This window comes from Paraburkholderia sartisoli (assembly GCF_900107685.1).
Classification (GTDB): domain Bacteria; phylum Pseudomonadota; class Gammaproteobacteria; order Burkholderiales; family Burkholderiaceae; genus Paraburkholderia; species Paraburkholderia sartisoli.
This window is the reverse complement of record NZ_FNRQ01000002.1, coordinates 1-26,710: the sequence shown is the minus strand read 5'-3', so window position 1 is coordinate 26,710 and position 26,710 is coordinate 1. Positions and strand designations below refer to the sequence as shown.

The window sequence follows — 26,710 nt, the reverse complement described above, 5'->3', positions numbered from 1 at the left end:
CCAGGAGAAAAACATGTTGACCCTTGCTCATTACCTCGTCCTCGGCGCGATCCTGTTTGCGATCAGCATCGTCGGCATTTTCCTGAACCGTCGCAACGTCATCATCATCCTGATGGCGATCGAGCTGATGCTGCTGGCGGTGAACACCAATTTTGTCGCCTTCTCGCATTACCTCGGCGACGTGCATGGCCAGATCTTCGTGTTCTTCGTGCTGACGGTTGCGGCAGCGGAAGCAGCGATCGGTCTCGCCATTCTGGTGACCCTGTTCCGTAGCCTCGACACGATCAACGTCGAGGATCTCGATCAGCTCAAAGGTTAAATTCAGGCAAAGCTGTTATGTCAACGACACTCAATGAAAACCTGTTGCTGGCGGTCCCGCTTGCACCGCTGGCCGGCTCGCTGATCGCGGGGCTGTTCGGGAAAGCGGTGGGGCGCGCCGGGGCACACTCGGTCACGATCCTTGGCGTGGCGATCTCGTTCATCCTGTCGGCGATCGTCTTTTTCGACGTGCTGAACGGTGCGAGCTTCAACGCGACGATCTACGAATGGCTGACCGTCGGCAAGCTGAAGTTCGAAATCGGCTTCCTCGTCGATTCGCTCACGGCGATGATGATGTGCGTGGTGACCTTCGTGTCGCTGATGGTGCACATCTACACGATCGGCTACATGGCCGACGACGACGGCTACCAGCGCTTCTTCTCGTACATCTCGCTGTTCACGTTCTCGATGCTGATGCTCGTGATGAGCAACAACTTCCTGCAGCTGTTCTTCGGCTGGGAAGCGGTGGGTCTCGTGTCGTACCTGCTGATCGGCTTCTACTTCACGCGTGAAAGCGCCATCTACGCGAACATGAAGGCGTTCCTCGTGAACCGCGTGGGCGACTTCGGTTTCATTCTCGGTATCGGCCTGCTGCTGGCCTTCGCCGGCTCGCTGAACTACGGCGACGTGTTCGCGAAGAGCCACGAGCTGGCTTCGCTGAGCTTCCCGGGGACGAGCTGGGGCCTGCTGACGGTGGCGTGTATCTGCCTCTTCATCGGCGCGATGGGCAAGTCGGCGCAGTTCCCGCTGCACGTGTGGCTGCCGGATTCGATGGAAGGCCCGACGCCGATTTCCGCCCTGATTCACGCGGCAACGATGGTGACGGCCGGTATCTTCATGGTCACGCGCATGTCGCCGCTGTTCGAACTGTCGGATACGGCGCTGTCGTTCATCATGGTGATCGGTGCGATCACGACGCTGTTCATGGGCTTCCTCGGGGTCGTCCAGAACGACATCAAGCGCGTGGTGGCCTACTCGACGCTGTCGCAGCTTGGCTACATGACGGTCGCGCTCGGCGCGTCCGCCTACTCGGTTGCCGTGTTCCACCTGATGACACACGCGTTCTTCAAGGCGCTGCTGTTCCTCGGCGCGGGTTCGGTGATCATCGGCATGCACCACGACCAGGACATCCGCAACATGGGCGGCCTGCGCAAGTACATGCCGATCACGTGGATCACGTCGCTGGCCGGTACGCTGGCGCTGATCGGCACGCCGTTCTTCTCGGGCTTCTACTCGAAAGACTCGATCATCGATGCAGTGAAGCTGTCGCATCTGCCGGGTTCGGGTTTCGCGTACTTCGCGGTGCTGGCGAGCGTGTTCGTCACGGCGCTGTACTCGTTCCGTATGTACTTCCTGGTGTTCCACGGCAAGGAGCGCTTCCGCGATCCGAAGCATCCTGAATCGCCGATGGGTGCCGAAGCCGCGGCGCATGCCGCGCACGGTCATGACGATCACGGCCATGGTCATGACGACCACGGTCACGCACACGAGCCGCACGAAACGCCGTGGGTGGTCTGGGTGCCGCTGGTGCTGCTGGCGATTCCGTCGGTGATCATCGGTGCAATCGGCATCGGCCCGATGATTTACGGCGACTTCTTCCAGCACGGCGTGGCGTTCGACCAGGTGATCTTCGTCGGCGCAAACCATCCGGCGCTGCATGAGATGGCCGAGGAATTCCAGGGCTGGGCGTCGATGGGCCTGCACTCGGCTTCGGGTCTGCCGGTGTGGTTCGCGCTCGCCGGTATCGTGGTGGCGTGGTTCCTGTATCTGGTCCGTCCGGATCTGCCGGCTGTCGTCAAGCGCGCGTTCGGTCCGGTCTACACGCTGCTCGACAACAAGTACTACATGGACAAGATCAACGAAGTCATCTTCGCGAAGGGCGCCGTGGCCATTGGCCGCGGTCTCTGGAAGGAGGGTGATGTCGTGGTCATCGACGGTATCGTCAACGGCAGCGCGCGCTTCATTGGCTGGTTTGCCAGCGTGATCCGCTTCCTCCAATCCGGTTACATCTATCACTACGCGTTTGCCATGATTATCGGCATGTTGGGGCTCTTGACCCTGTTTGTAACGCTCGGCGGCAAATAAGGCGAGGGACACTAATGCACGCTTATCCGATTCTCAGTATCGCGATCTGGCTGCCGATCCTGTTCGGCCTCCTGGTCCTTGCCATCGGTTCCGACGAGAACCCCGGCCCGGCGCGCTGGCTTGCGCTGGTCGGCTCGGTGATCAGCTTCATCGTCACGATTCCGCTCATGACGGGCTTCGACTCCAGCACTGCGGAACTGCAGTTCGTGGAGAAGGCCAACTGGATCGAGCGCTTCAACATCACGTATCACCTGGGCGTCGACGGCATCTCGATGTGGTTCGTCGTACTCACCGCGCTGATCACGGTGATCGTCGTGATCGCCGGATGGCAGGTCATCACGAAGAACGTGGGGCAGTATTTCGCCTCCTTCCTGATCCTGTCCGGCATCATGGTCGGCGTGTTCAGCGCGGCCGACGGCATGCTGTTCTACGTGTTCTTCGAAGCGACGCTGATCCCGATGTACATCATCATCGGCGTGTGGGGCGGGGCGAACCGTGTGTACGCGGCGTTCAAGTTCTTCCTGTACACGTTGATGGGCTCGCTGCTGATGCTGGTCGCGCTGCTGTACCTGTACACGCAGACGGGTACGTTCGATCTCGCCACGTGGCAAAACGCGCAGATCGGCATGACGCCGCAGATATTGATATTTATCGCGTTCTTCCTCGCGTTCGCCGTGAAGGTGCCGATGTGGCCGGTCCACACGTGGTTGCCTGACGCCCACGTGGAAGCGCCGACGGGCGGCTCGGTCGTGCTGGCCGCGATCATGCTGAAGCTCGGTGCGTACGGTTTCCTGCGCTTCTCGCTGCCGATCACACCGGACGCAAGCCACTTCCTCGCACCCGTTGTGATCACGCTGTCGCTGATCGCGGTGATCTACATCGGTTTCGTCGCGATGGTGCAGGCGGACATGAAGAAGCTGGTCGCGTATTCGTCGATCGCGCACATGGGCTTTGTGACGCTCGGCTTTTTCATCTTCAACCAGCTCGGTGTGGAAGGCGCGATCGTCCAGATGATCTCGCACGGTTTCGTGTCGGGCGCGATGTTCCTGTGTATCGGCGTGCTGTATGACCGCATGCACTCGCGCCAGATCGCCGATTACGGCGGTGTCGTGAACACGATGCCGAAGTTCGCGGCACTCGTGATGCTGTTCTCGATGGCCAATTGCGGCCTGCCGGGTACCTCCGGTTTCGTCGGCGAATTCATGGTGATCCTGGCTGCGGTCCAGTTTAACTTCTGGATCGGCCTCGGCGCGGCGGTCACGCTGATTCTCGGCGCGGCCTATACGCTGTGGATGTACAAGCGCGTGTACTTCGGCGCGGTGGCGAACGACCATGTGAAGGGTCTTCTCGACATCAACCGTCGCGAGTTCTTCATGCTGGCCGTGCTCGCCGCCCTGACGCTGTTCATGGGCCTGTATCCGAAGCCTTTCACCGATGTGATGCACGTATCCGTGGACAACCTCCTCTCCCACGTCGCGCAGTCCAAGCTGCCGTTGTCACAGTAATACAGAGCGGAGGAATCTAAAGATCATGCAAAACGCCCCTATCAATGCTCTGTTGCCTGACGCGCTGCTGATGTTCGCAGTCGTCGTCGCGTGGCTCAACGACACGTTCGTCGGCCAGACTGGCCGTCGCACGACGTATTTCATCGCGGTCGTCTCTTCGGTGATCGCGGGTGTCTGGTTCGCGATCAACGCGTTCGACCCGACGCCGCATTACTTCTTCTCGCGCATGTACGTGGTGGATCCGTTCGCCAGCGCGATGAAGGCGGTGGTGTCGCTGGGTTACGCGGTGACGATCGTCTATTCGCGCAAGTATCTCGAAGACCGCGACCTGTTCCGCGGCGACTTCTTCCTGCTTGGCATGTTCTCGCTGCTCGGCCAGCTCGTGATGATCTCGGGCAACAACTTCCTGACGCTGTATCTCGGTCTGGAACTGATGTCGCTGTCGCTGTACGCGGTCATCGCGCTGCGTCGTGACGCCGCGCAGTCGAACGAAGCGGCGATGAAGTACTACGTGCTGGGCGCGCTCGCATCGGGTTTCCTGCTCTACGGCATCTCGATGCTGTACGGCGCGACCGGTTCGCTCGAACTCGGCGAAGTGCTGAAGGCGGTGGCTTCGGGTCACATCAACGATGTGGTGCTGCTGTTCGGCGTGATCTTCATCGTGGCGGGTATTGCGTTCAAGATGGGCGCGGTGCCGTTCCACATGTGGGTGCCGGACGTCTACCACGGCGCACCGACGGCGATGACGCTCCTGACCGGCGGCGGTCCGAAGGTCGCGGCGTTCGCGTGGGGGCTGCGCTTCCTGGTGATGGGCCTGCTGCCGCTCGCAGTCGACTGGCAGGAAATGCTCGTGATTCTCGCGGCGCTGTCGATGATCGTCGGCAACATCACGGGTATCGTCCAGCGCAACATCAAGCGGATGCTGGCGTACTCGGCGATCGCGAACATGGGTTTCGTGCTGCTCGGCCTGCTGTCGGGTGTGGTCGACGGCAAGGCGGGCGGGGCGGCTGGCGCGTACGGTTCGGCGATGTTCTACAGCATCATCTACCTCGTGACGACGCTCGGCACGTTCGGCATCGTGATGCTGCTCGCACGCCGTGATTTCGAAGCCGAAACGCTCGACGACTTCAAGGGCCTCAACCAGCGCAGCCCGGTCTTCGCGTTCGTGATGATGGTGATGATGTTCTCGCTCGCCGGCATCCCGCCGACGGTCGGCTTCTACGCGAAGCTCGCCGTGCTCGAGGCGACGATGAACGCCGGCCTGACGTGGCTCACGGTGCTTGCCGTGGTGACGTCGCTGTTTGGTGCGTTCTACTACCTGCGCGTCGTCAAGCTGATGTACTTCGATGCACCGCAGGACACGGCGCCGATTAACGCCGACGCCTGCTCGCGTACGCTGCTCGCGCTGAACGGCGTGGCCCTGCTGGTGCTCGGCATCGTGCCGGGTCCGCTGATGACGGTCTGCCTGCAGGCTATCCAGCACACCCTGCCGCTGTAATGTCAGCAGCCGGCTGGTTTATCGTGTTGCTGGCGCTCGTGGGCGCCAACCTGCCGTTCCTGAACCAGCGGCTCTTCGCCGTCGTCCCGATGAAGTTGAAGGCGGCGAAGAAGAGCGCCTGGTTACGGATCGCCGAAATGATCGTGCTGTATTTCGTGATCGGCGCGCTCGGCTTCATGCTCGAGGCGCGCGCGGGTAACCGCTTCGATCAGGGCTGGCAGTTCTATGCGATCACGTTCAGTCTTTTTGTCGTGTTCGCTTTCCCCGGTTTCACCTGGCAGTATCTGGTCAAACGCCGCTGACGGCGCAAGCCGTTAGCGCTCCATGCTTTTCTGAGGTCGCACATGGCCGAACTCCCTAACCACGACGCAACGCTCACCGAAAAGTGTCTGGAGAGCACGACCCTGCACGAGGGTCCGTTTCTGACGCTCAAGTGCGACACGGTCGAATTGCCCGACGGCAAGCACGCAACCCGCGAGTACGTGAAGCATCCGGGCGCGGTGATGGTGATCCCGCTCTTCGACGATGGCCGTGTGCTACTGGAAAGCCAGTATCGCTATCCGATCGGCAAGGTGATGTACGAGTATCCCGCGGGCAAGCTGGATCCGGACGAAGGCGCGCTCGCCTGCGCGAAGCGCGAACTGGCCGAAGAGACGGGCTATACGGCGCGCGAATACGTCTATATCACGCGCATCCATCCGATCATTTCGTACTCGACGGAATTCATCGACATCTACCTCGCGCGCGGCCTGACGGCGGGCGAACGCAAGCTCGACGACGGCGAATTCCTCGAACTCTTCACGGCAACCGTGCCGGAAGTGTCCGAGTGGGTGCGCACGGGCAGGATCACCGACGTGAAGACGATTATCGGCACGTTCTGGCTGGAAAAGATCCTGTCGGGCACGTGGCCGACAGCAGCACCGGAGCGCGACTGACGCAGCAGGGCCGTCATCGTGGCCCGGCTGCGCATGACGCATGGAACCATAACGGCGGCCCGCAAGGTCGCCGTTAGCGTTTCCGGCGGCAATTCACGGGCAATTCACAGGCAATTCCCTGGCTCGGATGTTTCGGGCTGCTCCGGCGGCGTTTGTCGCAAAGCGCTAGAATCGCCCCACGCTGTCGATCGAGGACGTTTATCCTGTCCTTAATGAAAAGCTAAAAATTTTACGAACGATCGTTCACAAAATTCCATTTTGCGATAAACTGGTTGCAAGCCCTGATTCCACATGAAGGTCCTCGATTTAACGTGTCCGCACGGCCATCGGTTCGAAGGCTGGTTCGCTTCCGCCGATGATTTTGAGTCGCAGCTGTCCCGCAAGCTGGTCGAATGTCCAGTCTGCGGTGTGACCGAAGTAAGCCGTTTGCCGTCTGCGCCGCGACTTAACCTGTCCGGTGCGACGGCGGCTTCCGCGCCGGCGAACGCGGTTGAATGGCAGGCGCACGCCATGCGTGCGCTGCGCGAGGTACTGGAAAAGACCGAGAACGTGGGCGACCGCTTTGCCGAGGAAGCACGGCGCATTCACTACAACGAAGCGCCGGCACGCAGTATTCGGGGCATCACGACACCCGAGGATGCGAAAGCCTTGGTCGAGGAAGGCATCGAAGTGATGCCGCTGCCGGTCCCGGCCGCACTGAAAGAACCGCTGCAATAAGCGCGGTGGCTTCCTGGCGGCGGCGGATCAGTCGCGGCCAGGAGACATAGCGCATGAATCTGGATTATTCCCAAGCTGACGACGCATTCCGCGCCGACATCCGTTCGTGGCTCGAGGCCAATCTGGCCCACGAGCTGCGCTACAAGGTACTCAACCACAAGCGTCTGAACCGCGAGGACCTCGCGGGCTGGCACAAGCTGCTCGGCAAGCGCGGCTGGTCGGTGATCGCGTGGCCGACCGAATTCGGCGGCCCGGGCTGGAACCCGACGCAACGCCACATCTGGGACGAAGAATGCGCGCGTATCGGCGCGCCCACGGTGCTGCCGTTCGGCGTGTCGATGGTGGCGCCCGTGCTGATGAAATACGGCAGCGAGGCGCAAAAACGCCACTACCTGCCGCGCATTCTCGACGGCACCGACTGGTGGTGTCAGGGTTATTCGGAACCGGGCTCCGGCTCCGATCTGGCGTCGCTGCGCACGCGCGCCGAACGCGTCGGCGATCACTACATCGTCAATGGCCAGAAAACGTGGACCACGCTCGGCCAGCACGCCGACATGATGTTCTGCCTCGTGCGCACCGATAGCGGCGCGAAGAAGCAGGAGGGCATCTCGTTCATCCTGATCGACATGAAGACGCCGGGCATCACCGTGCGTCCGATCATCACGCTCGACGAAGATCACGAAGTCAACGAAGTCTTCTTCGAAGACGTGAAGGTGCCGGTCGAGAATCTCGTCGGCGAAGAGAATCGCGGCTGGACCTATGCGAAATATCTGCTTGGTCATGAGCGCACCGGCATCGCACGCGTCGGCCAGTCGAAGCGCGAACTCGTGTTCCTGAAGCGCCTTGCACTGAACCAGAAGAAGAACGGCAAGCCGCTGCTGCACGATCCGGTTTTCTCGGCGAAGGTCGCGAATCTGGAAATCGAAATGATGGCGCTTGAAATCACGGTGCTGCGCGTCGTGAGCGCCGAGACGGGTGGACGCGGTCCGGGGCCGGAAGCGTCGATGCTGAAGATCAAGGGCACCGAAGTGCAGCAGGCGTTGACCGAGTTGATGTTCGAAGCGGTCGGCCCGATGGCGGCGCCGTTCGACGTGCCGTTCCTCGAAGGCGAGCACGCACATAGCGTGGCCGGTGACGACGATGCAGCGCCGCTCGCGGCGTATTACTTCAATTTCCGTAAGACGTCGATCTACGGCGGTTCGAACGAGATTCAAAAGAACATCATCGCGCAGATGATTCTGGGCCTTTGAGGAGCGGCGCAATGGACTTCACTTTTAACGACGAACAACAGCAATTCGCCGACGCGCTGCGCCGCTATCTCGACAAGAACTACGGTTTCGAGGCACGCCAGTCGATTGTGCGTACCGAAGCGGGCGTGTCGGATACGCACTGGTCCGCGTTCACCGAACTCGGTCTCACGGCGCTGCCGGTGCCTGAAGCGCACGGTGGCTTCAACGGCAGTCCGGTCGACATGCTCGTGGTGATGCAGGAACTCGGTCGCGCGCTCGTGATCGAGCCGTACTGGGCGACGGCGGTGGGTATCGAGGCGCTGCATCTGGCCGGCACGGGCGAGGGCGCCGATGCGCACCTGCTCGAACGCGCCGCAGCCGGCGAGATCAAGCTTGCCGTGGCATTCCACGAACCGGCCGCGCGCTACGACATTTTCGCGGTGGAAACGACCGCGACGAAACAGGGCGAAGGCTACGCGCTGACGGGCCGGAAATCCGTCGTGCAGCACGGTGCGCAGGCGGATTACTGGATCGTGCCCGCACGTCTGGACGGCGAGATCGCGCTGTTCGTGGTCGAGCGCGAGGCGCAGAACACACAGGTCACCGACTACCGCACGATCGACGGCCAGCGTGCCGCGACGCTGTCGTTCGAGGCGACCCCGGCGCGACGTCTTGCCGGCGCGCATGCGGGCGCCGCGACGCTCGAGCGCATCGCCGATTACGGCATCGTGCTGCTCTGCGCGGAGGCCGTCGGCGCGCTCGATGCGCTGAATCACGCCACCGCCGAATATACGAAACAGCGTCAGCAGTTCGGCGTGCCGATCGCGCGTTTTCAGTCGTTGCAGCATCGCATGGTCGAGATGCTGATTCACGCGGAACAGGCGCGCTCGATCTCTTATCTGGCCGCCGTCCGCTACGCGAGCGAAGATGCGGATGAGCGTCGCCGTGCCGTGTCGGCGGCGAAGGTTCGCGTCGGGCAGGCCGCGCGTTTTGTCGGCCAGCAGGCGGTTCAGCTGCACGGCGGCATGGGCGTGACCAACGAAGTCGCAGCGGCGCATCTGTTCAAGCGCCTCGCGATCATCGAAACCACGCTGGGCGACGTCGATCACCATCTCGGACGTTTTGCCGCGCTGCCCGGGTTTGCCGTCGCCGAAGTATGATCGGTCGGTCCAGGTGAAGGAGGCGTAAACATGGGTTTGAGCTTCGAAGACATGGAGGTCGGCAAGACCTTCGAGATCGGTGAACACACGTTCACGCGGGAAGAGATCATCCGCTTCGCCGAGCAGTTCGATCCGCAACCGTTTCATATCAGCGATGAAGGCGCGGCGGCTTCGCCGTACGGCACGCTGATCGCAAGCGGCTGGCATACGTGCTCGGTGATGATGGGCCTCCTCGTGCGCAACGCGTTCGCGGGTTCGACGTCGATGGGCTCGCCTGGCATCGACGACATCCGCTGGCTCAAGCCCGTGCGTGCCGGCGATACGATCCGCATGCTGAACACCGTGCTCGACCGGCGCGTGTCCGCGAGCAAACCCGATCGCGGCATCGTGTCGACGCAGTGGGAAGGCATCAACCAGCACGGCGAAACGGTGATCACGGTGCGCTCGAAAGGGCTCTTCGGCTTGCGCAATCCGGGTGACGCGGCATGACGCCGGACCGCGTTGAAGTGGCCGACGCGCACGCGCTGCGCGCGCTCATGAGTGCGGGCGCGCTGGTCAGCGTCTGGGTCGAAATCGATCAGGCGAGCGTGGACCGTTTCGCGGCGGCGACCGGCGATCATCAATGGATTCACGTCGATCCTGAACGGGCAAAACGTGAGTCGCCGTTTGGCGGGCCGATTGCGCACGGCTTCATGACGCTGTCGCTGATTCCGGCGCTGCTCGGGAAGACCGTTTCGTTGAAGCAGCGCATGGGTGTCAACTATGGGCTCAACCGGGTGCGCTTCACGTCGCCGGTGCCGGTCGGATCGAACGTGCGCGCGAAATTCGTGGTGGCCGATGTGACAGACATCGACGACAACGGTGTGCAGGTTGTCTGGAACGTGACGCTGGAAAAGCAGGGGGGTGAGCGGCCTGTCTGTGTCGCCGAGTTCATCACCCGGCATTACTTCCAGCATTGACGTTTGATTTGACGCGGTAGAAAGCAGAACGCGGTTGCCTTCACAGGCAACCGCGTTTTTTATTGCGCGACGCGTTCAGTTCAATGCTTCGCGTATTGCGTCGCGCCGAAGAGGATTTCGCGCGCCTTGTCGTCGGTCAGTTCCTTGCGCATGGAAGTCAGCACTTCCACGCCGCGCATCACGGCCGGACGCGCGGCGATCGCTTCGTGCCAGCGCTTCACGTTCGGGAAGTCGTCGAGCTCGATGCCCTGGTTTTTCCACGAGCGCGTCCACGGGAACGACGCGATATCCGCGATCGTATAGTCGTTGCCCGCGAGGTAGGCGGTCTTGCCGAGTTGCGTATCCATCACGCCGTACAGACGCCGCGTCTCGTTCGTGTAGCGGTTGATCGCGTATTCGATCGGCTGCGGCGCGTACACGCGAAAGTGATGCGTCTGGCCGAGCATCGGGCCGATGCCACCCATCTGGAACATCAGCCATTGCAGCGTCGCATACCGTCTGGCCGGATCGGCCGGCAGAAACTGGCCGGTCTTTTCCGCGAGATAAATCAGGATCGCGCCGGATTCGAACAGCGAAAATGGCTTGCCGTCAGCGGACTTCGGACCGTCGGGATCGACGATGGCCGGAATCTTGTTGTTCGGGCTGATCGCAAGAAATTCGGGTGTGAACTGGTCGCCGGCGCCGATGTTGATGGCGTGCGCCGTGTATTCGAGCCCGGTTTCCTCGAGCATGATGTGGACTTTGTGGCCGTTCGGGGTCGCCCAGCTATAGACGTCGATCATCGTGACTCCTGGTTTCGTGAGTGCGGCGCCGCGCGATGCGACGTCGATGCATTGAGGCAGACGAAAATTAGAGCACAGATCGAATCTCGATGCAGGGCGTGACTCAATGTGCGCCACGCCGCTGCATCGTGCAAATCGCGGCGCTATAGCGCCGTTATTGCGTGCGTTGCGTCGGCGATGCTTCCGCATAACGCGACAGTTCGAGTTTCGCGATTGCGTTGCGGTGTACCTCATCGGGACCATCAGCGAAGCGCAGCGTGCGCGCCGACGTGTACGCATACGCGAGCGGAAAATCGTCGCTCATGCCGGCCGCGCCATGCGCCTGCATGGCCCAGTCGATGACCTGGCACGCCATGTTCGGCGCGACGACCTTGATCATCGCGATTTCGCCGCGTGCGCCCTTGTTGCCGACGGTGTCCATCATGTACGCCGTCTTCAGCGTGAGCAGGCGCGCCTGTTCGATCATGCAGCGCGCCTCGGCGATGCGCTCCAGCGTCACGCCTTGCGCGGCGACCGGCTTGCCGAACGCGACGCGCTCCAGCGAGCGCTTCGACATCAGTTCGAGCGCACGCTCGGCGAGGCCGATCAGGCGCATGCAATGGTGAATACGCCCCGGCCCGAGACGGCCCTGCGCGATCTCGAAACCACGGCCTTCGCCCAGCAGCAGGTTCGACGCCGGCACGCGCACGTTTTCCAGCGTGATTTCCATGTGGCCATGCGGCGCATCGTCGTAACCGAACACCGTCAGCGGACGATGCACGGTGACGCCGGTTGCGTCGGCGGGCACGAGGATCATCGACTGCTGCTGATGGCGCGCCGCTTCGGGATCGGTCTTGCCCATCACGATGTACACCTTGCAGCGCGGATCGCCCGCGCCCGACGACCACCACTTGCGGCCGTTGATGACGTAGTCGTCGCCGTCGCGCACGATGCTCGTCTGGATATTCGTCGCATCCGACGACGCCACGGCCGGCTCCGTCATCAGGAACGCCGAACGGATATGTCCCTGCAGCAGCGGCTCGAGCCATTCGCGCCTGTTCTCGTCGCTGCCGTAGCGCTCGATCGTTTCCATGTTGCCGGTGTCGGGCGCGTTGCAGTTGAACACTTCGGGCGCCCAGGGCACCCTGCCCATGATCTCGCACAGCGGCGCGTATTCGAGATTCGTGAGCCCCGCGCCGCGCGCCGAGTCCGGCAGGAACAGGTTCCACAGCCCGGCGTCGCGCGCTTTCTGCTTGAGACTCTCGATCAGCTCAGTCGGAATCCATGCGTTGCCGTTCCGGCGATTGCGCGCAATCTCCTCGGCGAATGCGCGCTCGTTCGGATAGATATGTTCGTCGAAGAAAGCGAGCAGTTTCTCGCGCAGCGCCTGCACCTTCGGGGTGTAATCGAAATTCATGTAAGTCCTCGCGGGTAACGATGAGCAATGATCGGGCGGCGACTAGCGCACCTTCTGCGCGTAACGCCACGCGAGTTCCGCCATCGGCTTCGCGCGACGGCCGGCATCGATCGCCTGCGCGCTCGCAGCGGTGCCGTCGACAACGCGCTTCATGATCCCCTGCAGGATCGCGGCGATGCGGAACATGTTGTACGCCAGATAGAAATTCCAGTCTCCTTCAATGTGGAGTCCGGTGCGCGCGCAGTAACGTTCGACGTAATGCGTTTCGTCCGGAATGCCGAGTGCGGCCCAGTCGAGACCGGCAATGCCGCGAAACTGCGTGGGATCGACGTGCCACGCCATGCAGTGATACGCGAAGTCGGCGAGCGGATCGCCGAGCGTCGACAGTTCCCAGTCGAGTACGGCAAGCACGCGCGGCTCGTGCGGATGGAAAATCAGGTTGTCGAGACGGTAGTCGCCATGCACGACCGAAGCCCGCCCGCCGGTGTCGGCCGGCATGTGCTGCGGCAGCCATTCGATGAGGCGGTTCATCGCTTCGATCGGCTCCGTTTCGGACGCCACATACTGCCGGCTCCAGCGGCCGATCTGCCGCGCGAAGTAGTTGCCCGGTTTGCCATAGTCGGCAAGCCCGACCGCCGCGGGATCGACGCTATGCAGCGCCGCGATCACGCGATTCATTTCGTCGTAGATCGCGCTGCGTTCATCGACCGTCATGCCGGGGAGCGACTGATCCCACAGCACGCGGCCCTGAACGAACTCCATCACGTAGAACGCGCGTCCGATCACGCTTTCGTCCTCGCAAAGCGCGAGCATCCTCGCGACGGGCACGTCGGTCTCGGCAAGTGCGTGCATCACGCGATACTCGCGTTCCACCGCGTGCGCCGACGGCAGGAGTTTCGCTGCGGGGCCGGGCTTCGCGCGCATCACATACGAGTGCGACGGCGTGACGAGTTTGAACGTCGGATTGGACTGGCCGCCGGCGAACTGTTCGACGGTCAGCGGCCCGGCGAAGCCTTCGACGTGCTGCACCAGCCACGCGCCGAGCTGGTCCGCGTCAAAGCGCTGCCTGTCCGCGACGGGCCGCGTGCCTTCGAATGCCGAGTAGTCCGGCGTGTGCTCCGGTTCCCCTGCGGGACGGGCCTGCGTCATTGTCTCCTCCAGATCGGGTTTAGCTACGCCTGCATTGAATGAATTGTGCGTAGAGCAGTTCCATCGTCGTGTTGCGCACGTCGCGATGAAGCGGCGAGGGCGGTGAATAGTTGATCGCGCGCAGCACCCAGTCGCGCGGTGCGGTGCCGACGTCGAGCGTGTTGATGCAGCCCGTCGCCTGTGCGAGATGGCCGAAGAACGTGCGGCCGCCCGCCGTGATCGCATGCGAGAGAATCGCGCGGTTCACCCCGCCGTGCAGCACGAGCAGCACCGTGTCCCACGACGTGTCTTCGCGCAGCGTGGCAAGCGCGGGCAGCACGCGGTCGAACAGTGCACCGATCGTTTCACCGCCCAGAAAGTGTGTGTCTTCAGGGACGATGCCGTCGAACGCGCCCAGAAACGCGGCTTCGAGATCTTTCGCCGGAATGCTGCCGAGCCGTCCGCCGCGAATTTCCTGCAACGCGGGCTCGATTTCCAGTTCGATCTGCTGTCCGGTTTCGGCGAGCACGCGTTGCGCGGTTTCAACCGTGCGCGGCAGGCCGCTCACGATCACGCGATCGAAGCGGACCTGCTGCTCTGCAAATGCACGGCCCGCGGCGCTCGCCTGTTCGCGACCATTCTCGTTGAGCGGCACGGTTTCGGGATCGATCGCGCGACCGGTGGCGTCGAAATACGTGACGTCGCCGTGCCGCATCAGATAGATGCGGCGGCGCTTCGGCAACTGGAATGCGGCGTTTTGCGGTTCGCTCATTTGTAGACCGGCGCACGTTTTTCGAGGAATGCGGTGATGCCTTCGAGCGCATCGCCCTGATGCAGCGCGCGAACGAAGCTGTCGCGCTCGGCTGCGAGATGATCCGGCAGCGATTGCGTGCCGGCCGCGCCGATCAGCGACTTGATGCACGTGATCGAATACGGCGAGATCCGGCCGAGGTCGTCGGCCCATGCGAGCGCCATGTCGCGCACCGCGCCGGCCTTCGCCACCCTGTTGACGACACCGAGTTCATGGAGCCGCGTCGCGCTCACGGGTTTGCCCTCGAACAGCACTTCGGCCGCGATCTGGCGCGGCAGCGCCTGCGCGAGGAACCACGAGCCGCCGCCGTCCGGCGTTAGCCCGACGCGCGCGTACGACATCACGAATTTCGCATCTTCGGCGGCGACGATCAGGTCGCAGGCAAGCGCGAGCGAAAACCCCGCGCCGGCCGCCGCGCCTTCGACGGCGGCGATCACCGGCTTCGTCGACGAACGCAGCGCGGCGATCCACTCACCGAGCATGTCGATGCTTTGCGCCTGCACCGAAGGATCCTTCGCGCGATTTTCGAGCAGCCGGTTCAGGTTGCCGCCCGCGCAGAAGAACTGGTCCGCGCCGGTCAGCACGATCGCGCGGATCGACGGATCGCGTTCGGCCGTGTCGATCGCTTCGATGCCGGCGGCGTACATGTCCGGATGCAGCGCGTTGCGCGCACCCGGATTCGACAGCGTCAGCACCAGCGTCGATTCGCTTTCGGCCGGGCGGGACGTGAGGAGTTCGGCGCTCATCGCGGGTCCTTTGAGTGGGTGTTTGCGTCAGCGTTGGCGTTGTCCGCGACGTCGGTCTGCGTGAGCGAAAGGCCAAGCTGCGCGCGCCGCGCGAGCCACGGCGACGGACGGTAGCGCGGATCTTCCAGCACGCTCGAGATGTTGCGCAGGATCGTGAGAATCGTCTTCGCGCCGAGCGCGTCGCCGAGTGCGAGCGGTCCGCGCGGATAGCCGAGGCCGAGCGTGACGGCCAGATCGATGTCGAGCGGCGACGCGATCTGCTTTTGCGCGATATCGCAGCCAATGTTGACAATGGTCGCGACCACCCGTTGCGCGACGAAGCCGGTCGAATCGCGGATCACGGTGACAGGCACGCTGTCGGCGGCGAAGAGCGCGTGGCCGGCGTCGCGCGCGGCGCGTGTCGTCGCGGGCGTCGTCATCAGCGTGCGGCGTTGCGCGCCGGCGAGCGGGAACAGCGTATCGATGGCCACCACGCGGCTTGCGTCGAGATTTTCGTCGACGGCGGATGTGGTCGCGTCGTGCCCGAACGGCGTCACGACGATCAGCGAATCCGCCGCGGGCGTTGCGCCTTCGTCGAGCGCCACGCCGCTTTTCGCGATGATCTGCAGCACGGCTTCGCGCGCTTCGGGATAGCGGTTGCTGACCCACACGCGCTTCGGCAGTTCGGTTGGCGCCGCGGCTTCGGCTTCGACCTGCTGCTTGCCGTCGACGTACCGGTAAAAGCCTTCGCCTGTCTTGCGGCCGATCAGACCGCCCGCGAGGCGCGTACCCGTGATCGGCGACGGCGTGAAGCGTGGCTCTTCGTAGAACTGGTGATAGATCGACTCCATCACCGGATGCGACACGTCGAGCGCCGTCAGGTCGAGCAGCTCGAACGGCCCGAGCCGGAAGCCCGCCTGCTCGCGCATGATGCGATCGATGTCGACAAAACTCGCAACGCCTTCGCCCGCCACGCGCAGGCCCTCGGTGTTCATCCCGCGTCCGGCGTGATTGACGATGAAGCCGGGCATGTCCTTCGCGCGCACCGGCGTGTGGCCCATGCGGCGCGCGAGGCTCATCAGCGCGTCGCCGGCGGCCGGATCGCCGCGCAGGCCGTCGATCACCTCGACGACCTTCATCAGCGGCACCGGATTGAAGAAGTGATAGCCGACGACGCGCGACGGATCCTGACAACCCGCCGCAATCGACGTGATCGACAGCGACGACGTATTCGACGCCAGCACGCAGTTGCCGCCCACGACCGTTTCGAGCTCGCGAAAGAGGGTGCGCTTGACGTCGAGCTTCTCGACGATCGCTTCGATGACGAGATCGCAGCCCGCCAGGTCCGCGATTGCCGCCGCGCCGGTCACGCACGCGAGCGCGGCGGTAACGCGCGCCGGTTCGAGCTTGCCTTTGGCGGCGAGTTTTGCGAACGTGTCGGCAAGATAGTCGCGCGCCGCGCCGACGGCTTCGGGATTCGTGTCGTAGAGACGCACGTCCAGACCCGAGAGCGCCGCGATCTGCGCGATGCCGCGGCCCATTGCGCCCGTGCCGACGATGCCGATAGTTTCGATGCTGAACTGACGAGAGGTCATGGTAAGGCTCGACTCCATGGTTATTTTTAGAATAGCACGATCGTGCAAATTTTGGGATGATGGGTTAACACGGACTGCGTGATCGTCTTCGATCTGTCAGACGTGGTTCCATCGATAAACAGAACAGGCCGGAAGGAGACATCCGATGATCAAACTGTGCGGTTTCGCGTTGTCCAACTATTACAGCAAGGTGAAATTCGTTCTGCTCGAACACGACATCCCTTTTGAGGAGGTGCTCGTGATGCCGAGTCAGGACGAAGCGTTCCTCGCGCATTCGCCGCTCGGCAAGGTGCCGTATATTCAGACCGAACACGGGGACCTGTGCGAGTCGCAGGCGATCGTCGAATATCTGGCCGCGCGCTATCCGGAGAAGGCGATTTTTTCCGCCGATCCGTGGATCGCCGCGAAAGAGCGCGAGATGATCTTCTTCGCCGACGTGCATCTCGAACTGACCGTGCGTAACCTGTACAAGCAGGCGTTTTTCGGCGGCACGGTCACCGACGCGACCAAAGGGCGCGTCGAGAAGCTGCTCACGCATCATATCAGCGGTTTCAGGCGCCTCGCGAAGTTCGCGCCGTACCTGCACGGCGAGCGTTTCAGCGTGTCCGACACGGCCGGTTTCGTGGATTTGCCGCTCGTCGGCATGGCGACGCAGGCGGTCTACGGCCGCGATTTCCTCGCCGATGTGGGGATCGACTGGAAAGCGTATGTGAAGGCGGTGAACGAACGGCCCGCGGCGCAACGCGTGACCGCCGACCGCAAGGCGTATGTCGAGGCGCAACGCAAGAAGGCGTGAGCATGTGGTTGCACGCGAACCGCCGCGATGCGCCGCAGCAGGACACGCGCGCGACGATGCGGAATGTGGATTCATTCGCATCGTCGCGCGCGCCGGATCAAAGACGCGCCAGCCGTTCGAGCGCGGTGGCGAGCGTGCTCTCCTGCTTCGCGAAGCAGAAGCGCACGACGCCCGATTCGTGCGGCGCGTGATAGAACGCCGACACGGGAATCGCCGCCACGCCGATTTCGCCGGTCAGCCATTGCGCGAATTCCACTTCGGGCAGATCGCTGATCGCCGAGTAATCGACGCACTGGAAGTACGTGCCTTCACACGGCAGCAGACGGAAGCGCGAATTCGCGAGACCCGCGCGGAAGAAGTCGCGCTTCTTCTGATAGAACGCCGGCAGGTCGAGATACGGCGCCGGGTCCTGCATGTAGCGCGCGAGGCCGAGCTGCATCGGCGTATTCACGGTGAACACGTTGAACTGATGCACCTTGCGGAACTCCGCCGTCAACGCAGCGGGCGCCGCGACGTAGCCGACTTTCCAGCCCGTCACGTGATACGTCTTGCCGAAGCTCGACACAACGAAACTGCGTTGCGCGAGTTCCGGATAGCGCGCCACGCTTTCGTGCGGCGCGCCGTCGTAGACCATGTGTTCGTAGACTTCGTCCGAGAGAATCAGCACGTTGGTGCCGCGCACGATGTCTTCCAGCTTCTGCATGTCCTCCGCGCGCCAGACGGTGCCCGTCGGATTGTGCGGCGTATTGATCAGCAGCAGACGTGTCCGGGGCGTGATCGCGGCCGCGAGCCTGTCGAACGGGATCGTGTAGTCGGGCGCTTCGAGCGTGACGAACACCGGCTTGCCGCCCGCGAGTTCGATCGACGGCAGATAGCTGTCGTACGTCGGTTCGACGACGATCACTTCGTCGCCCGGATGGACCGTACTCAGGATCGCGGTGAGCAGCGCCTGCGTGGCGCCGGCCGTCACCGTGATTTCACTGTCGGCGTCGTAGCGGCGGCCGTACAGGTTCGCGATCTTGTCCGAGATCGCCTGGCGTAGCGGCGCGAGGCCGGCCATCGGCGGATACTGGTTGTGGCCCTCGCGCATCGCGTCGCTCACCGCATCCACGATGCGCGGATCGCAGTTGAAATCCGGAAAGCCCTGGCCGAGGTTCACGGCGCCTTTTTGCGTGGCGAGCGCGCTCATCACGGTGAAGATCGTCGTGCCGACGTTCGGCAGACGGGACGGAAAGGTCGGAGTCGCAGGCGTGGTGGGCGTGGTGTGCGGTGCATTCATGGCGCGGTCTGGAACGTGGACGATGGGCGGTGAGTATCGGAGAGAACCTGCGGAAATCTGTCGCGACGTGCCGGTCAGGCGGGCGAGGGCGCTTCGGCGGGTGTTTTGTCCGGCAGCAGGCAGGCCGCGACGAACGGCGCCGGCTGCGCGATCTGAAACCCGAAATCACGCGCGATACGCTTTGCCAGCTTCAGCACCGCGCGGTCTTTCGAGACCAGCCAGTCGGCCTCTACGGCATGCGCGAGTTCGAGAAACTTCTGGTCGTCGCGATCCTTGCACTTCGGCAGTGGCCGGGCGTCTTCGGCGGGCGCGGGCGGCGCGACCCGCTGGCAGAGGCGCGCGAGCGTGTCGAGCGCCGCGGCCTTGTCGATCTCGCGCCGCGCGAACTGGGGGTAATCGAGCACGTACGTCAGTTCAGCGAGACAGCGCGCGTCGATCAGCGCCTTCAACGCGCCGCTTTCGAGCGCCGCGCGGATCGGACGGGTATGAGGGTCGTCGAACACGAGGATGTCGATCCATACATTCGAATCGAGCACGACGAGAGGGACATCGCGGAGCGCCCCGCGTGAGGCATCGGAACCGTGCATTCGTTACAATCGTGGTTTCGTCTTTGACCGTCAGGCACGGCGTGCCTGTAAGCCTCTATGATAATCGTTCTGTCGCCGGCCAAATCGCTCGACTACGAAACACCCCCGCACGTCAAAAAGCACACGATTCCCGATTTTGTCGATGACGCCGCCGAACTGATCGACGGATTGCGGCGCCTGTCGCCGCAGCAGATCGCCACGTTGATGGACATTTCCGATCCGCTCGCGCGCCTGAACTTCCAGCGCTACGCCGACTGGTCGGAGAAATTCGACACGCGTAACGCGAAACAGGCCGTGCTCGCGTTCAACGGCGACGTATACGAAGGTTTCGACGCGAAGTCGCTCTCGGCCGCCGATCTCGACTATGCGCAAAAGCATGTGCGCGTGCTGTCAGGGTTGTATGGACTGCTGCGTCCGCTCGACCTGTTGCAGCCGTATCGCCTGGAAATGGGCACCCGTTTCGAGAACACGCGGGGCAAGGATCTGTACGCATTCTGGGGTGAGCGCATCACGCAGGCGCTCAACGCCCAGTTGAAGAAGAACGCGGGCGCGGCGCGGATTCTGGTGAACTGCGCGTCGAACGAGTACTTCAGGTCCGTCAAGCCGAAGCTGCTCGACGCACCGGTGATCACGCCCGTGTTCGAGGACTGGAAGGGCGGTCGCTACAAGATCATCAGCTTCCATGCGAAACGCGCGCGCGGCCTGATGGCGCGCTACGCGGTCGAGAACCGCTTCGACGCGCCAGAAGCGCTGAAGGGCTTCGACGCGGAAGGCTACGCGTTCGACGCCGACGCATCGAACGATTCCACCTACGTATTTCGCCGGCGCATCGCGCAGTAAGCGCGACGCCACGTATCCGACGCATATCACGCACGACAGGCAGGGCAAGACCATGACGATTTCGATTACCAGTAATTTCGACGCGGGCGCGATCGAGATCGTGTCCTGCGCGCAGCCGGACGACATCCGCCTGCGCGTGCGACGCGACAGTCACGCCGACTTCGCGCAGTGGTTCTACTTCCGGCTCGCGGGCGCGGCGGGCGAACGCTGCGTGATGACCTTCGAGAACGCCCACGAGTGCGCGTTCGCCGAAGGCTGGCGCGGCTACAACGCGATGGCGAGCTACGACCGCGTGAACTGGTTCCGCGTGCCGACGTCGTACGACGGCCGCGCGCTGACGATCGACCACACGCCCGACTTCGACAGCATTCACTACGCGTATTTCGAGCCGTACAGCGAGGAGCGTCATTCGGAATTTCTCGGCGCGGTGCAGCAGATGCCGCACGCGACGCTGACCGAACTCGGCCAGACGGTCGAAGGCCGGCCGATGCCGCTGCTCACGCTCGGCACGCCGGATCTCGCCGAAGACGGCACGCTCAAGCCGAAGAAAAAAATCTGGATCATCGCGCGCCAGCATCCGGGCGAGACGATGGCGGAGTGGTTCGTCGAGGGCCTCGTCAAACGTCTGGCCGGCTGGGGCGACTGGGCCGGCGATCCGGTCGCGCGCCGGCTCTATGAACACGCGGTGTTTCACATCGTGCCCAACATGAATCCGGATGGCAGCGCGCACGGCAACCTGCGCACGAACGCCGCCGGCGCCAACCTGAATCGCGAATGGATGGAGCCTGATGCCGCGCGCAGCCCCGAAGTGCTGCTCGTGCGCGACGCGATTCACGCGACGGGTTGCGATCTCTTCTTCGACATCCACGGCGACGAGGCGCTGCCGTACGTGTTCGTGGCGGGCTCGGAAATGCTGCCGGGGTTCACCGAAAAGCAGGGCGAGGAGCAGAAGGCCTTTATCGAGGCGTTCAAACAGGCGAGCCCGGACTTTCAGGACAAGTACGGCTACGAGTCGAGCAAGTATCGGCAGGACGCGCTGAAGCTCGCATCGAAGTACGTCGGCAATGAGTTCGGTTGCCTGTCGCTGACGCTGGAGATGCCGTTCAAGGACAACGCGAACCTGCCCGACGAGCGGGTGGGCTGGAATGGCGAGCGCAGCGCGTCGCTGGGCGCGGCGATGCTGCACGCGATCTTGCGGCACGTCGAGACGTTCGCGTGAGCTTGAAGCTGATGTGAGGGTGGCGCGAGGTTGGCGTCAGGCGAAGCCATAAGGTCGGCTTGGCCTTGCCTGTCGATCAGGGCAAATTGGGTCGTATCCAGCAGGACGGAAAGCGGGGAACGCGTGCATGGCGTGTTCCCCGTTTTTTGTTTAGCCCGGCGTTGAACACCGGCGTACGACCGACCACGAGGTGTAGCCCTGGCGGGCGCGACAATCTGAAGATGCCCGCTCAGCTCACTGCGGCTTTTTCTTCGCTGACGATTTCGACGTGGACTTGCCGGTCGACTTTCCCGTTGCGGCCGAAACCTTGCCGGTCGATTTCTTGCCCGACGAATGCTTGCCTTTCGAGCCTTTCTTCTTGTGGCTACCCGACGGCGCGCCGCGTGCTCTCGCCGGCGGTACCGGATCATTCCAGCTGAACGCCAGCATCTGGGTGCCGAGGTAGCCGCAGCGGAACTTGAGGTCCATCGGCGACCCACTGCCGCTTTGCGGCACGCCCAGACCTTCGACGGTCACGATGCTGTCGACCTTGACGCGCTGCTTGCCTTCGTCGAACGAGTCGTTCCACGGCGTGATCGAAGAGTGCGCGCTGTCGAAGGAACTGGGTGGGAATTCGACGTGATCGAAGGCGGTCGAGGTACTGGCGACAAAATTGGCGTGCGCGGCACAGTCCGCGACGAGCGGGTCGGCGTGCAGGTCATGGACGAACCGGTTGACGAGTTCGTTGTGCTGTTCGAGCTGATCAGCGGAGGCTGGCGCTGTGCAAACGAGCACGGAGCCCGCTGCAATCGCCGCGAGCCGGCCGACCAACCGCAGCAATCGGCGCGGTGCGTTGGTGCGATCCATCTATCAAGGCTTATAAAACATCAGGCACGTAAGATGCCTCGCGGGGGAGAGGAGTTCAATCCTGACACAAAATATTTGACACATTCTGCTGGAAAAGCCGGAGTGATGCGATGTGTGCAGGGCTGTCGACTCCATGCCATCAGTTCGTTACCGGTTCAATCGTTGTCGCGAAGCAATACGTGGGATGACTTCGACGGATTATGCGCAGTGCTCCACTCATCTCGCGCGGGTAGCCGCGGGTAGCCGTGGGTCGCGTGGCTCAAGGCGGCCTGCGCGGACCTGCTCCCATGCGCTGCCATGCAACATCACGCGCTGCGTTGTGTCCTGGTCTTATGTGCGGCGATGTTCCGGCCGGGCATTCGCGGTCACGCTTTTCGCGGGATATCTGCATACCCCGGGTTTCACGGACCCACAGGTTCAGATGCGAGGTCCGCCGAGGCGATAGCGACGCACGTCGTACGTCGTGACCCACGCTGGACGATAAACCGCGATCAGTGCCGTGGACATGCCGGTGAACCACGCTTCGCCCGAAGCGAGCAGAAAGACGCTGAACATATAACCCGCGGGTACGACGGTCATCGAGCCGTCGGCCAGCGCGACATGCGAGGCCACTGCGGCGATCGCGGCGATGGTCACCGCGATAGCGGGCGAGATGAAGCCCTGACCCAGGATGAAGACGAACAGGTTGCGCGGCAGCCACTTGACGATCGCCCGTTGCAGAATCGTGGAGACCGCGACGGGCAACGCGCCGAATATCAGGAAGGTGAGGGCGATACCTTGCCAGGGCGCGTCGAAGATCACAGCGGCGATACCCGTGACCGCGGCCATCGCGATCAGCGCGAGCGCCCAGTCGAAGAGCGTGACGATGAGTGTGGCGCCAAGCAGGTGCATGACGGTGCCGTCGTCGAGCCATGCGTTGCTTGCCCAGAGTACCGACATCGCAACGATCAAGGCGAGCCAGACATGCTGCAAGGTGGCGTCCTGGAGACGCTTGAATGGGTTTTTCCAAAGCGCAAGCGCGAGCAGGCCGGCAGTGGCGATCCAGCCACCGACAGCGACCCAGAACGGCAGCGGTGTATAGAGGAAACCCATGAATCTCATATTACTCCTGGAAGTCGAAACGGGTGAGCGGAATCCGTGCCAGCCGTGCTGGTGGGGCTTGTCCGCGTCCGGTTCACGTTGCGCCGATGGCCGCGTTACGCGTCGCAATCGGGCTCGCCGAAGGCCGTTGGGTCGCTGCATGTGCGGATGCTGATGCCGGCGGGGCGGCTCGACGACATCGATCAGACTCGCGGGACCGAGGCGGCTTTCGTGGCCGATGTTGCGATTGAGCGACGCCGCCGGACGTTGCCCGACGAGTCCAGCCTGGCGAACTCCGCCTTACGCCTGCACATGCCGGGCGTGGACGGTGTGGGCAGGTCGGCCGTGGTCGTCACTTACCGGTTTCCGCAGCTGGATCGCCGAACGGGATCATGGGTTCGGCAGCAGCAGCGAGGGCGCCGCCGCCATCGTTCGCGGGCAACGGATATCTGAACCGTTGGCCTGGAGGTCGCCGCAGCGGCACGACGCCATGCTGGCCGGGCACGCCTCGCGGCGCGCTTTCGTGCTCCGGACGCAGCACCTGGAGCTGGGCAGCGAGCCAGCCGTTATAGATCGCGACGGCGGCGGCCCGATTGGGCGCGCCGAGTTGCTGGAAGATGCTGGCGAGATGAATCTTGACCGTACCTTCGCTGATGCCGAGCGTGCGCGCGATTATCTTGTTGGTACTGCCCATGTGTACGCAGCGCATGATCTGCTCCTGACGCGGCGACAGTCCGTTCGACAGACGCATTCGCCGGGGCCTCGGAAGCACCGCTTCCCGGCGGCGAACCGGCACTTCGGGCACGGCGGGCGGCGATTCGAGCGCGAGCGCGCCGGCCGGCACGTAGTGACCACCCAGCAACACGATTTCAAACGCCCGGACAATCAGACGATGGTCCATCCGTCGCGGGATCACGCCGAGCGCACCTTCGTCGATCAGCGCGCGGACGATGGACGGAGACGCGTCGTCGATCAGCACGGCGACCGGCACCGTGGGGTGCGCTGCGAAGAGCGCACGGGCGTCGGCAATGCGCATCCCGTTTTCCCAGTCGATGACCAGCAGATCCGGGTTCAGCCGACGCAACGTCCGGTCTGCGTGACGCCAGTCATGCGCCTCACTGAAACGCGCCTGCCGGTCAATCTGCCTCAGCAGGGCCTTGAGCCCCTCGCGCCGCTCGGCTTCCGGGTTGAATACGGTAAAACGCATGCGTTGCCTCCTCCAGATGACGGTCGAGGTGGCGCGATGCGCACGGGTCGGCAGGTGCCGGCGCGCTGTGATGCGCCACCGGTCCCATGATGACAAATTCCATCCCGCCGGACTGCCTGTCCGAAAGGCATAGGATGCGTGCTAAGAAAAAGCCCCGCGCTCGGCGGGGCTGTCAGAATCCGACGATGCCGTCAGTGAAAATGAGGTTGCGCGGGCTCGGCGTCTTCAGGCATTTCCGCATGTACGATCTCGCCAAGCGGATCCGCGTAGAGCGGTACCCCACAGTCGTCGCAGTATTCTGGCTCGAAACGTCCGGCGTGACGTCGGACTTCCGTAATACCGGTTTCTTTCAGCAGGGCGACGATTTCTTCTAGCGGACCGTCGCTCGAGGCGGCTTCCTGCGGTTCCTCGTCGATACCCGGCTCGCCGTTTTCGCGGCCATAGAGCGGCCACACGACGCCATAGATCACGTCGTTGCTGCCGCGCCGGGTAAAGCCGACGCGATATTCGTCGATGTGCCGCTCACCGAATCCGGCGACGACTGCCCGCAATTCCTGGGGCGCAGCGCCAATTGTGTCGAAGAGATAGCGGACGGCCGTACGGACGGTGTGCGGACGCACGCGCTCATCCGCGTCGCGGCACGCCGAGTAGTAAGCGTCCGGCAGCAGGCATTCGAACTCACAACCTGGCAGGATGACCGACAGGTTGGCGCCGCCTTGCGTTGCCCATTGTTCAAGACACTGGCCGCGCTCGATGCGATTGCCATGTTCTTCTTCCTGCCAGCGAAACACCGGGGCGCCCACGGGCGCAATGACGACGGCGAGCAGGAATCTCGGATCGGCGAGGATCGGCGATGTTTCGGGCAGTTCCCCAAGATTGAGTTTCGCGCCGTGACCGCTGGACGCCGTCTGCGCGAGTTGTTGCGCCACGCGCCAGGTTTCCACGTGGTGACGCGGCAACTGATCGATGCTGTACAGGAACGGCGCCAGCGCGACGCGCGTGTCGGCGGCCAGCACATGCGCCTGCAGATGCGCGCGCAGGGCATCGGCCGCATCGCCTTTGAGCGGGCCCGACGGAATCGCATACCGCGTCCAGGCGAGAACTGGCGCGGCGATCAGCAGCGCTTCGTGTGGTGTGCCATCGAAATCGATCTGGAACGACTCGCTATGCGTTTCCGCCATGTCGGCGAGCGCGCCATATGCATCCGGGTGATTTTGCTGCAGGTGATCGAGGGCGGCGTCCAGCGTCGTCTGGTTGCCATTGCGGACGATTCTGGCCAGTAGCGCGTCGAGCTTCGCTTCCCAGAAGCGGTCTTCGGTGCGACTGCCCGACGCGAACAGCGCGAGCGAGAGGCCGACAAGCTTGTCGGCATCAGGAGGGAGACGTTTGGCGATTCGCGAGCGCATAAATCCAGAAGGTTTGGGGTGCACAGAGCCCTACATTCTATTCTTTTCTGTGCATAGACATCATTTGCGTGGGGGTGACCGGAAGATATAGACCGGGGTGTCCGTAATAAAGGATGGGCAGGCCGATGGCGTCTGTGTCCCGGCAATACGCGAGATGAGGTGAACGGAAACATGGTCGCCTGGCGAGACAGGCAAGTGGCCCCCAGTGTTTGTCGGGCCCCTCCAATCCCCACAATCACCGTATTGAGGAGCGGTATTTCTGTTCTCAAACCGTTCTTAAAAATAACGCTTGCCAGGGCCGAGTGAGGTGGCTAGAATCTCGATCTTTCGCGCTTTCGCAAGGAGGCGCGGGGAAGCGGGAAGCCAGAGTGGGCAAGGCTTTGCGGGGCGCTGGGCGGGTGGGGTGGTTAAAAAAACCTGTTGACGACCAAGCAAACGTTCTTCATAATCTCGTTTCTCTGCTGCGGATGCAGCGACGTGCAACGAAGCGGTGCCGGGTGGTTGGAAGTGGGCGCGGTTTCGGGTGGTGGGCGCGGACTTGATCTTTAAAAATTAACAGTCGATAAGTGTGGGCGCTTGATGCGCGACGCGCGGTGGATCCTTCGGG

The 26,710-nt window shown here is 63.0% G+C and carries 26 protein-coding genes; 14 read left to right on the top strand and 12 right to left on the bottom strand.

Features of this window, described 5'->3' with window-relative positions:
* Nucleotides 1–13 precede the first annotated feature (13 nt).
* From nuoK to BLV45_RS07225, 11 genes are all read left to right on the top strand, one after another.
* A complete protein-coding gene (gene nuoK, locus BLV45_RS07275; protein ID WP_006052894.1) occupies nucleotides 14–319 on the top strand; it encodes an NADH-quinone oxidoreductase subunit NuoK in 306 nt (101 codons plus the stop codon).
* Nucleotides 320–336: 17 nt separating this feature from the next.
* Nucleotides 337–2,403 (top strand): NADH-quinone oxidoreductase subunit L, encoded by a 2,067-nt coding sequence (nuoL, locus tag BLV45_RS07270; protein ID WP_090531341.1) that lies wholly within the window; start codon nucleotides 337–339, stop codon nucleotides 2,401–2,403.
* A 14-nt stretch (nucleotides 2,404–2,417) separates the two neighbouring features.
* Nucleotides 2,418–3,908, top strand: coding sequence for an NADH-quinone oxidoreductase subunit M (locus BLV45_RS07265; protein ID WP_090531338.1), 1,491 nt, complete (start codon nucleotides 2,418–2,420; stop codon nucleotides 3,906–3,908).
* A gap of 25 nt (nucleotides 3,909–3,933) precedes the next feature.
* Nucleotides 3,934–5,406 carry an NADH-quinone oxidoreductase subunit NuoN gene (nuoN, locus tag BLV45_RS07260; RefSeq protein WP_090531334.1) on the top strand — a complete coding sequence of 491 codons (1,473 nt, stop codon included), beginning with the start codon at nucleotides 3,934–3,936 and terminating at the stop codon, nucleotides 5,404–5,406.
* Nucleotides 5,406–5,708: a DUF2818 family protein gene (locus BLV45_RS07255; RefSeq protein WP_090531331.1), complete on the top strand. Its 303-nt coding sequence runs from the start codon at nucleotides 5,406–5,408 to the stop codon at nucleotides 5,706–5,708. Before nuoN ends, BLV45_RS07255 begins: the two co-directional genes overlap by 1 nt.
* Before the next feature lie 42 nt (nucleotides 5,709–5,750).
* Complete coding sequence (locus tag BLV45_RS07250; RefSeq protein WP_090531328.1) at nucleotides 5,751–6,341, top strand: NUDIX domain-containing protein; 591 nt, start codon at nucleotides 5,751–5,753, stop codon at nucleotides 6,339–6,341.
* A 291-nt stretch (nucleotides 6,342–6,632) separates the two neighbouring features.
* Entirely contained in the window at nucleotides 6,633–7,058 is a 426-nt protein-coding gene (locus BLV45_RS07245) for a DUF1178 family protein (protein ID WP_090531324.1), read from the top strand.
* A gap of 53 nt (nucleotides 7,059–7,111) precedes the next feature.
* A complete protein-coding gene (locus BLV45_RS07240; protein WP_090531321.1) occupies nucleotides 7,112–8,308 on the top strand; it encodes an acyl-CoA dehydrogenase family protein in 1,197 nt (398 codons plus the stop codon).
* Nucleotides 8,309–8,319: 11 nt separating this feature from the next.
* Nucleotides 8,320–9,447 (top strand): acyl-CoA dehydrogenase family protein, encoded by a 1,128-nt coding sequence (locus BLV45_RS07235; protein WP_090531318.1) that lies wholly within the window; start codon nucleotides 8,320–8,322, stop codon nucleotides 9,445–9,447.
* A gap of 30 nt (nucleotides 9,448–9,477) precedes the next feature.
* Nucleotides 9,478–9,936, top strand: a complete 459-nt coding sequence (locus BLV45_RS07230; protein WP_090531315.1) for a MaoC family dehydratase — start codon at nucleotides 9,478–9,480, stop codon at nucleotides 9,934–9,936.
* On the top strand, nucleotides 9,933–10,406 hold the full coding sequence (locus BLV45_RS07225; protein WP_090531312.1) for a MaoC family dehydratase: 474 nt from the start codon (nucleotides 9,933–9,935) through the stop codon (nucleotides 10,404–10,406). The genes BLV45_RS07230 and BLV45_RS07225 overlap by 4 nt, the downstream gene beginning before the upstream one ends.
* Nucleotides 10,407–10,486: 80 nt before the next feature.
* Here the strand turns inward: BLV45_RS07225 and BLV45_RS07220 are convergent, their stop codons facing one another.
* From BLV45_RS07220 to BLV45_RS07195, 6 genes are all read right to left on the bottom strand, one after another.
* Entirely contained in the window at nucleotides 10,487–11,188 is a 702-nt protein-coding gene (locus BLV45_RS07220) for a glutathione binding-like protein (RefSeq protein WP_090531309.1), read from the bottom strand.
* Nucleotides 11,189–11,342: 154 nt separating this feature from the next.
* Complete coding sequence (locus BLV45_RS07215) at nucleotides 11,343–12,584, bottom strand: acyl-CoA dehydrogenase family protein (RefSeq protein ID WP_090531306.1); 1,242 nt, start codon at nucleotides 12,582–12,584, stop codon at nucleotides 11,343–11,345.
* Nucleotides 12,585–12,626: 42 nt separating this feature from the next.
* Complete coding sequence (locus BLV45_RS07210) at nucleotides 12,627–13,733, bottom strand: phosphotransferase (RefSeq protein WP_090531303.1); 1,107 nt, start codon at nucleotides 13,731–13,733, stop codon at nucleotides 12,627–12,629.
* Nucleotides 13,734–13,752: 19 nt separating this feature from the next.
* Nucleotides 13,753–14,484, bottom strand: a complete 732-nt coding sequence (locus tag BLV45_RS07205; protein WP_090531300.1) for a histidine phosphatase family protein — start codon at nucleotides 14,482–14,484, stop codon at nucleotides 13,753–13,755.
* Complete coding sequence (locus BLV45_RS07200) at nucleotides 14,481–15,269, bottom strand: oxepin-CoA hydrolase, alternative type (protein WP_090531296.1); 789 nt, start codon at nucleotides 15,267–15,269, stop codon at nucleotides 14,481–14,483. The genes BLV45_RS07205 and BLV45_RS07200 overlap by 4 nt, the downstream gene beginning before the upstream one ends.
* Nucleotides 15,266–16,843, bottom strand: coding sequence for a 3-hydroxyacyl-CoA dehydrogenase (locus BLV45_RS07195; protein ID WP_090531292.1), 1,578 nt, complete (start codon nucleotides 16,841–16,843; stop codon nucleotides 15,266–15,268). The genes BLV45_RS07200 and BLV45_RS07195 overlap by 4 nt, the downstream gene beginning before the upstream one ends.
* A gap of 145 nt (nucleotides 16,844–16,988) precedes the next feature.
* Between BLV45_RS07195 and BLV45_RS07190 the strand changes: the two genes are divergently transcribed.
* Nucleotides 16,989–17,639, top strand: a complete 651-nt coding sequence (locus tag BLV45_RS07190; protein ID WP_090531287.1) for a glutathione S-transferase family protein — start codon at nucleotides 16,989–16,991, stop codon at nucleotides 17,637–17,639.
* 97 nt (nucleotides 17,640–17,736) lie between these two features.
* Here the strand turns inward: BLV45_RS07190 and BLV45_RS07185 are convergent, their stop codons facing one another.
* Nucleotides 17,737–18,918, bottom strand: coding sequence for a pyridoxal phosphate-dependent aminotransferase (locus tag BLV45_RS07185; protein WP_090531284.1), 1,182 nt, complete (start codon nucleotides 18,916–18,918; stop codon nucleotides 17,737–17,739).
* A gap of 74 nt (nucleotides 18,919–18,992) precedes the next feature.
* Nucleotides 18,993–19,505, bottom strand: a complete 513-nt coding sequence (locus tag BLV45_RS07180; RefSeq protein WP_090531282.1) for a putative toxin-antitoxin system toxin component, PIN family — start codon at nucleotides 19,503–19,505, stop codon at nucleotides 18,993–18,995.
* 57 nt (nucleotides 19,506–19,562) lie between these two features.
* Here BLV45_RS07180 and yaaA point away from each other — a divergent pair, with 57 nt between their 5' ends.
* On the top strand, nucleotides 19,563–20,345 hold the full coding sequence (gene yaaA, locus BLV45_RS07175) for a peroxide stress protein YaaA (RefSeq protein WP_090531279.1): 783 nt from the start codon (nucleotides 19,563–19,565) through the stop codon (nucleotides 20,343–20,345).
* A 52-nt stretch (nucleotides 20,346–20,397) separates the two neighbouring features.
* A complete protein-coding gene (locus BLV45_RS07170; RefSeq protein WP_090531277.1) occupies nucleotides 20,398–21,564 on the top strand; it encodes a M14 family metallopeptidase in 1,167 nt (388 codons plus the stop codon).
* Between the two features lie 234 nt (nucleotides 21,565–21,798).
* Here BLV45_RS07170 and BLV45_RS07165 read toward each other — a convergent pair whose 3' ends face one another.
* The 4 genes from BLV45_RS07165 to BLV45_RS07150 all read right to left on the bottom strand — a co-directional run bounded on the left by BLV45_RS07165 (nucleotide 21,799) and on the right by BLV45_RS07150 (nucleotide 26,103).
* Nucleotides 21,799–22,410 (bottom strand): BspC domain-containing protein, encoded by a 612-nt coding sequence (locus tag BLV45_RS07165; RefSeq protein WP_090531274.1) that lies wholly within the window; start codon nucleotides 22,408–22,410, stop codon nucleotides 21,799–21,801.
* 417 nt (nucleotides 22,411–22,827) lie between these two features.
* Nucleotides 22,828–23,502: an energy-coupling factor ABC transporter permease gene (locus BLV45_RS07160; RefSeq protein ID WP_090531272.1), complete on the bottom strand. Its 675-nt coding sequence runs from the start codon at nucleotides 23,500–23,502 to the stop codon at nucleotides 22,828–22,830.
* A 340-nt stretch (nucleotides 23,503–23,842) separates the two neighbouring features.
* A complete protein-coding gene (locus BLV45_RS07155) occupies nucleotides 23,843–24,697 on the bottom strand; it encodes a response regulator transcription factor (protein WP_090531269.1) in 855 nt (284 codons plus the stop codon).
* Nucleotides 24,698–24,888: 191 nt separating this feature from the next.
* Complete coding sequence (locus BLV45_RS07150; RefSeq protein ID WP_090531266.1) at nucleotides 24,889–26,103, bottom strand: DUF2863 family protein; 1,215 nt, start codon at nucleotides 26,101–26,103, stop codon at nucleotides 24,889–24,891.
* Nucleotides 26,104–26,710: the final 607 nt, after the last annotated feature.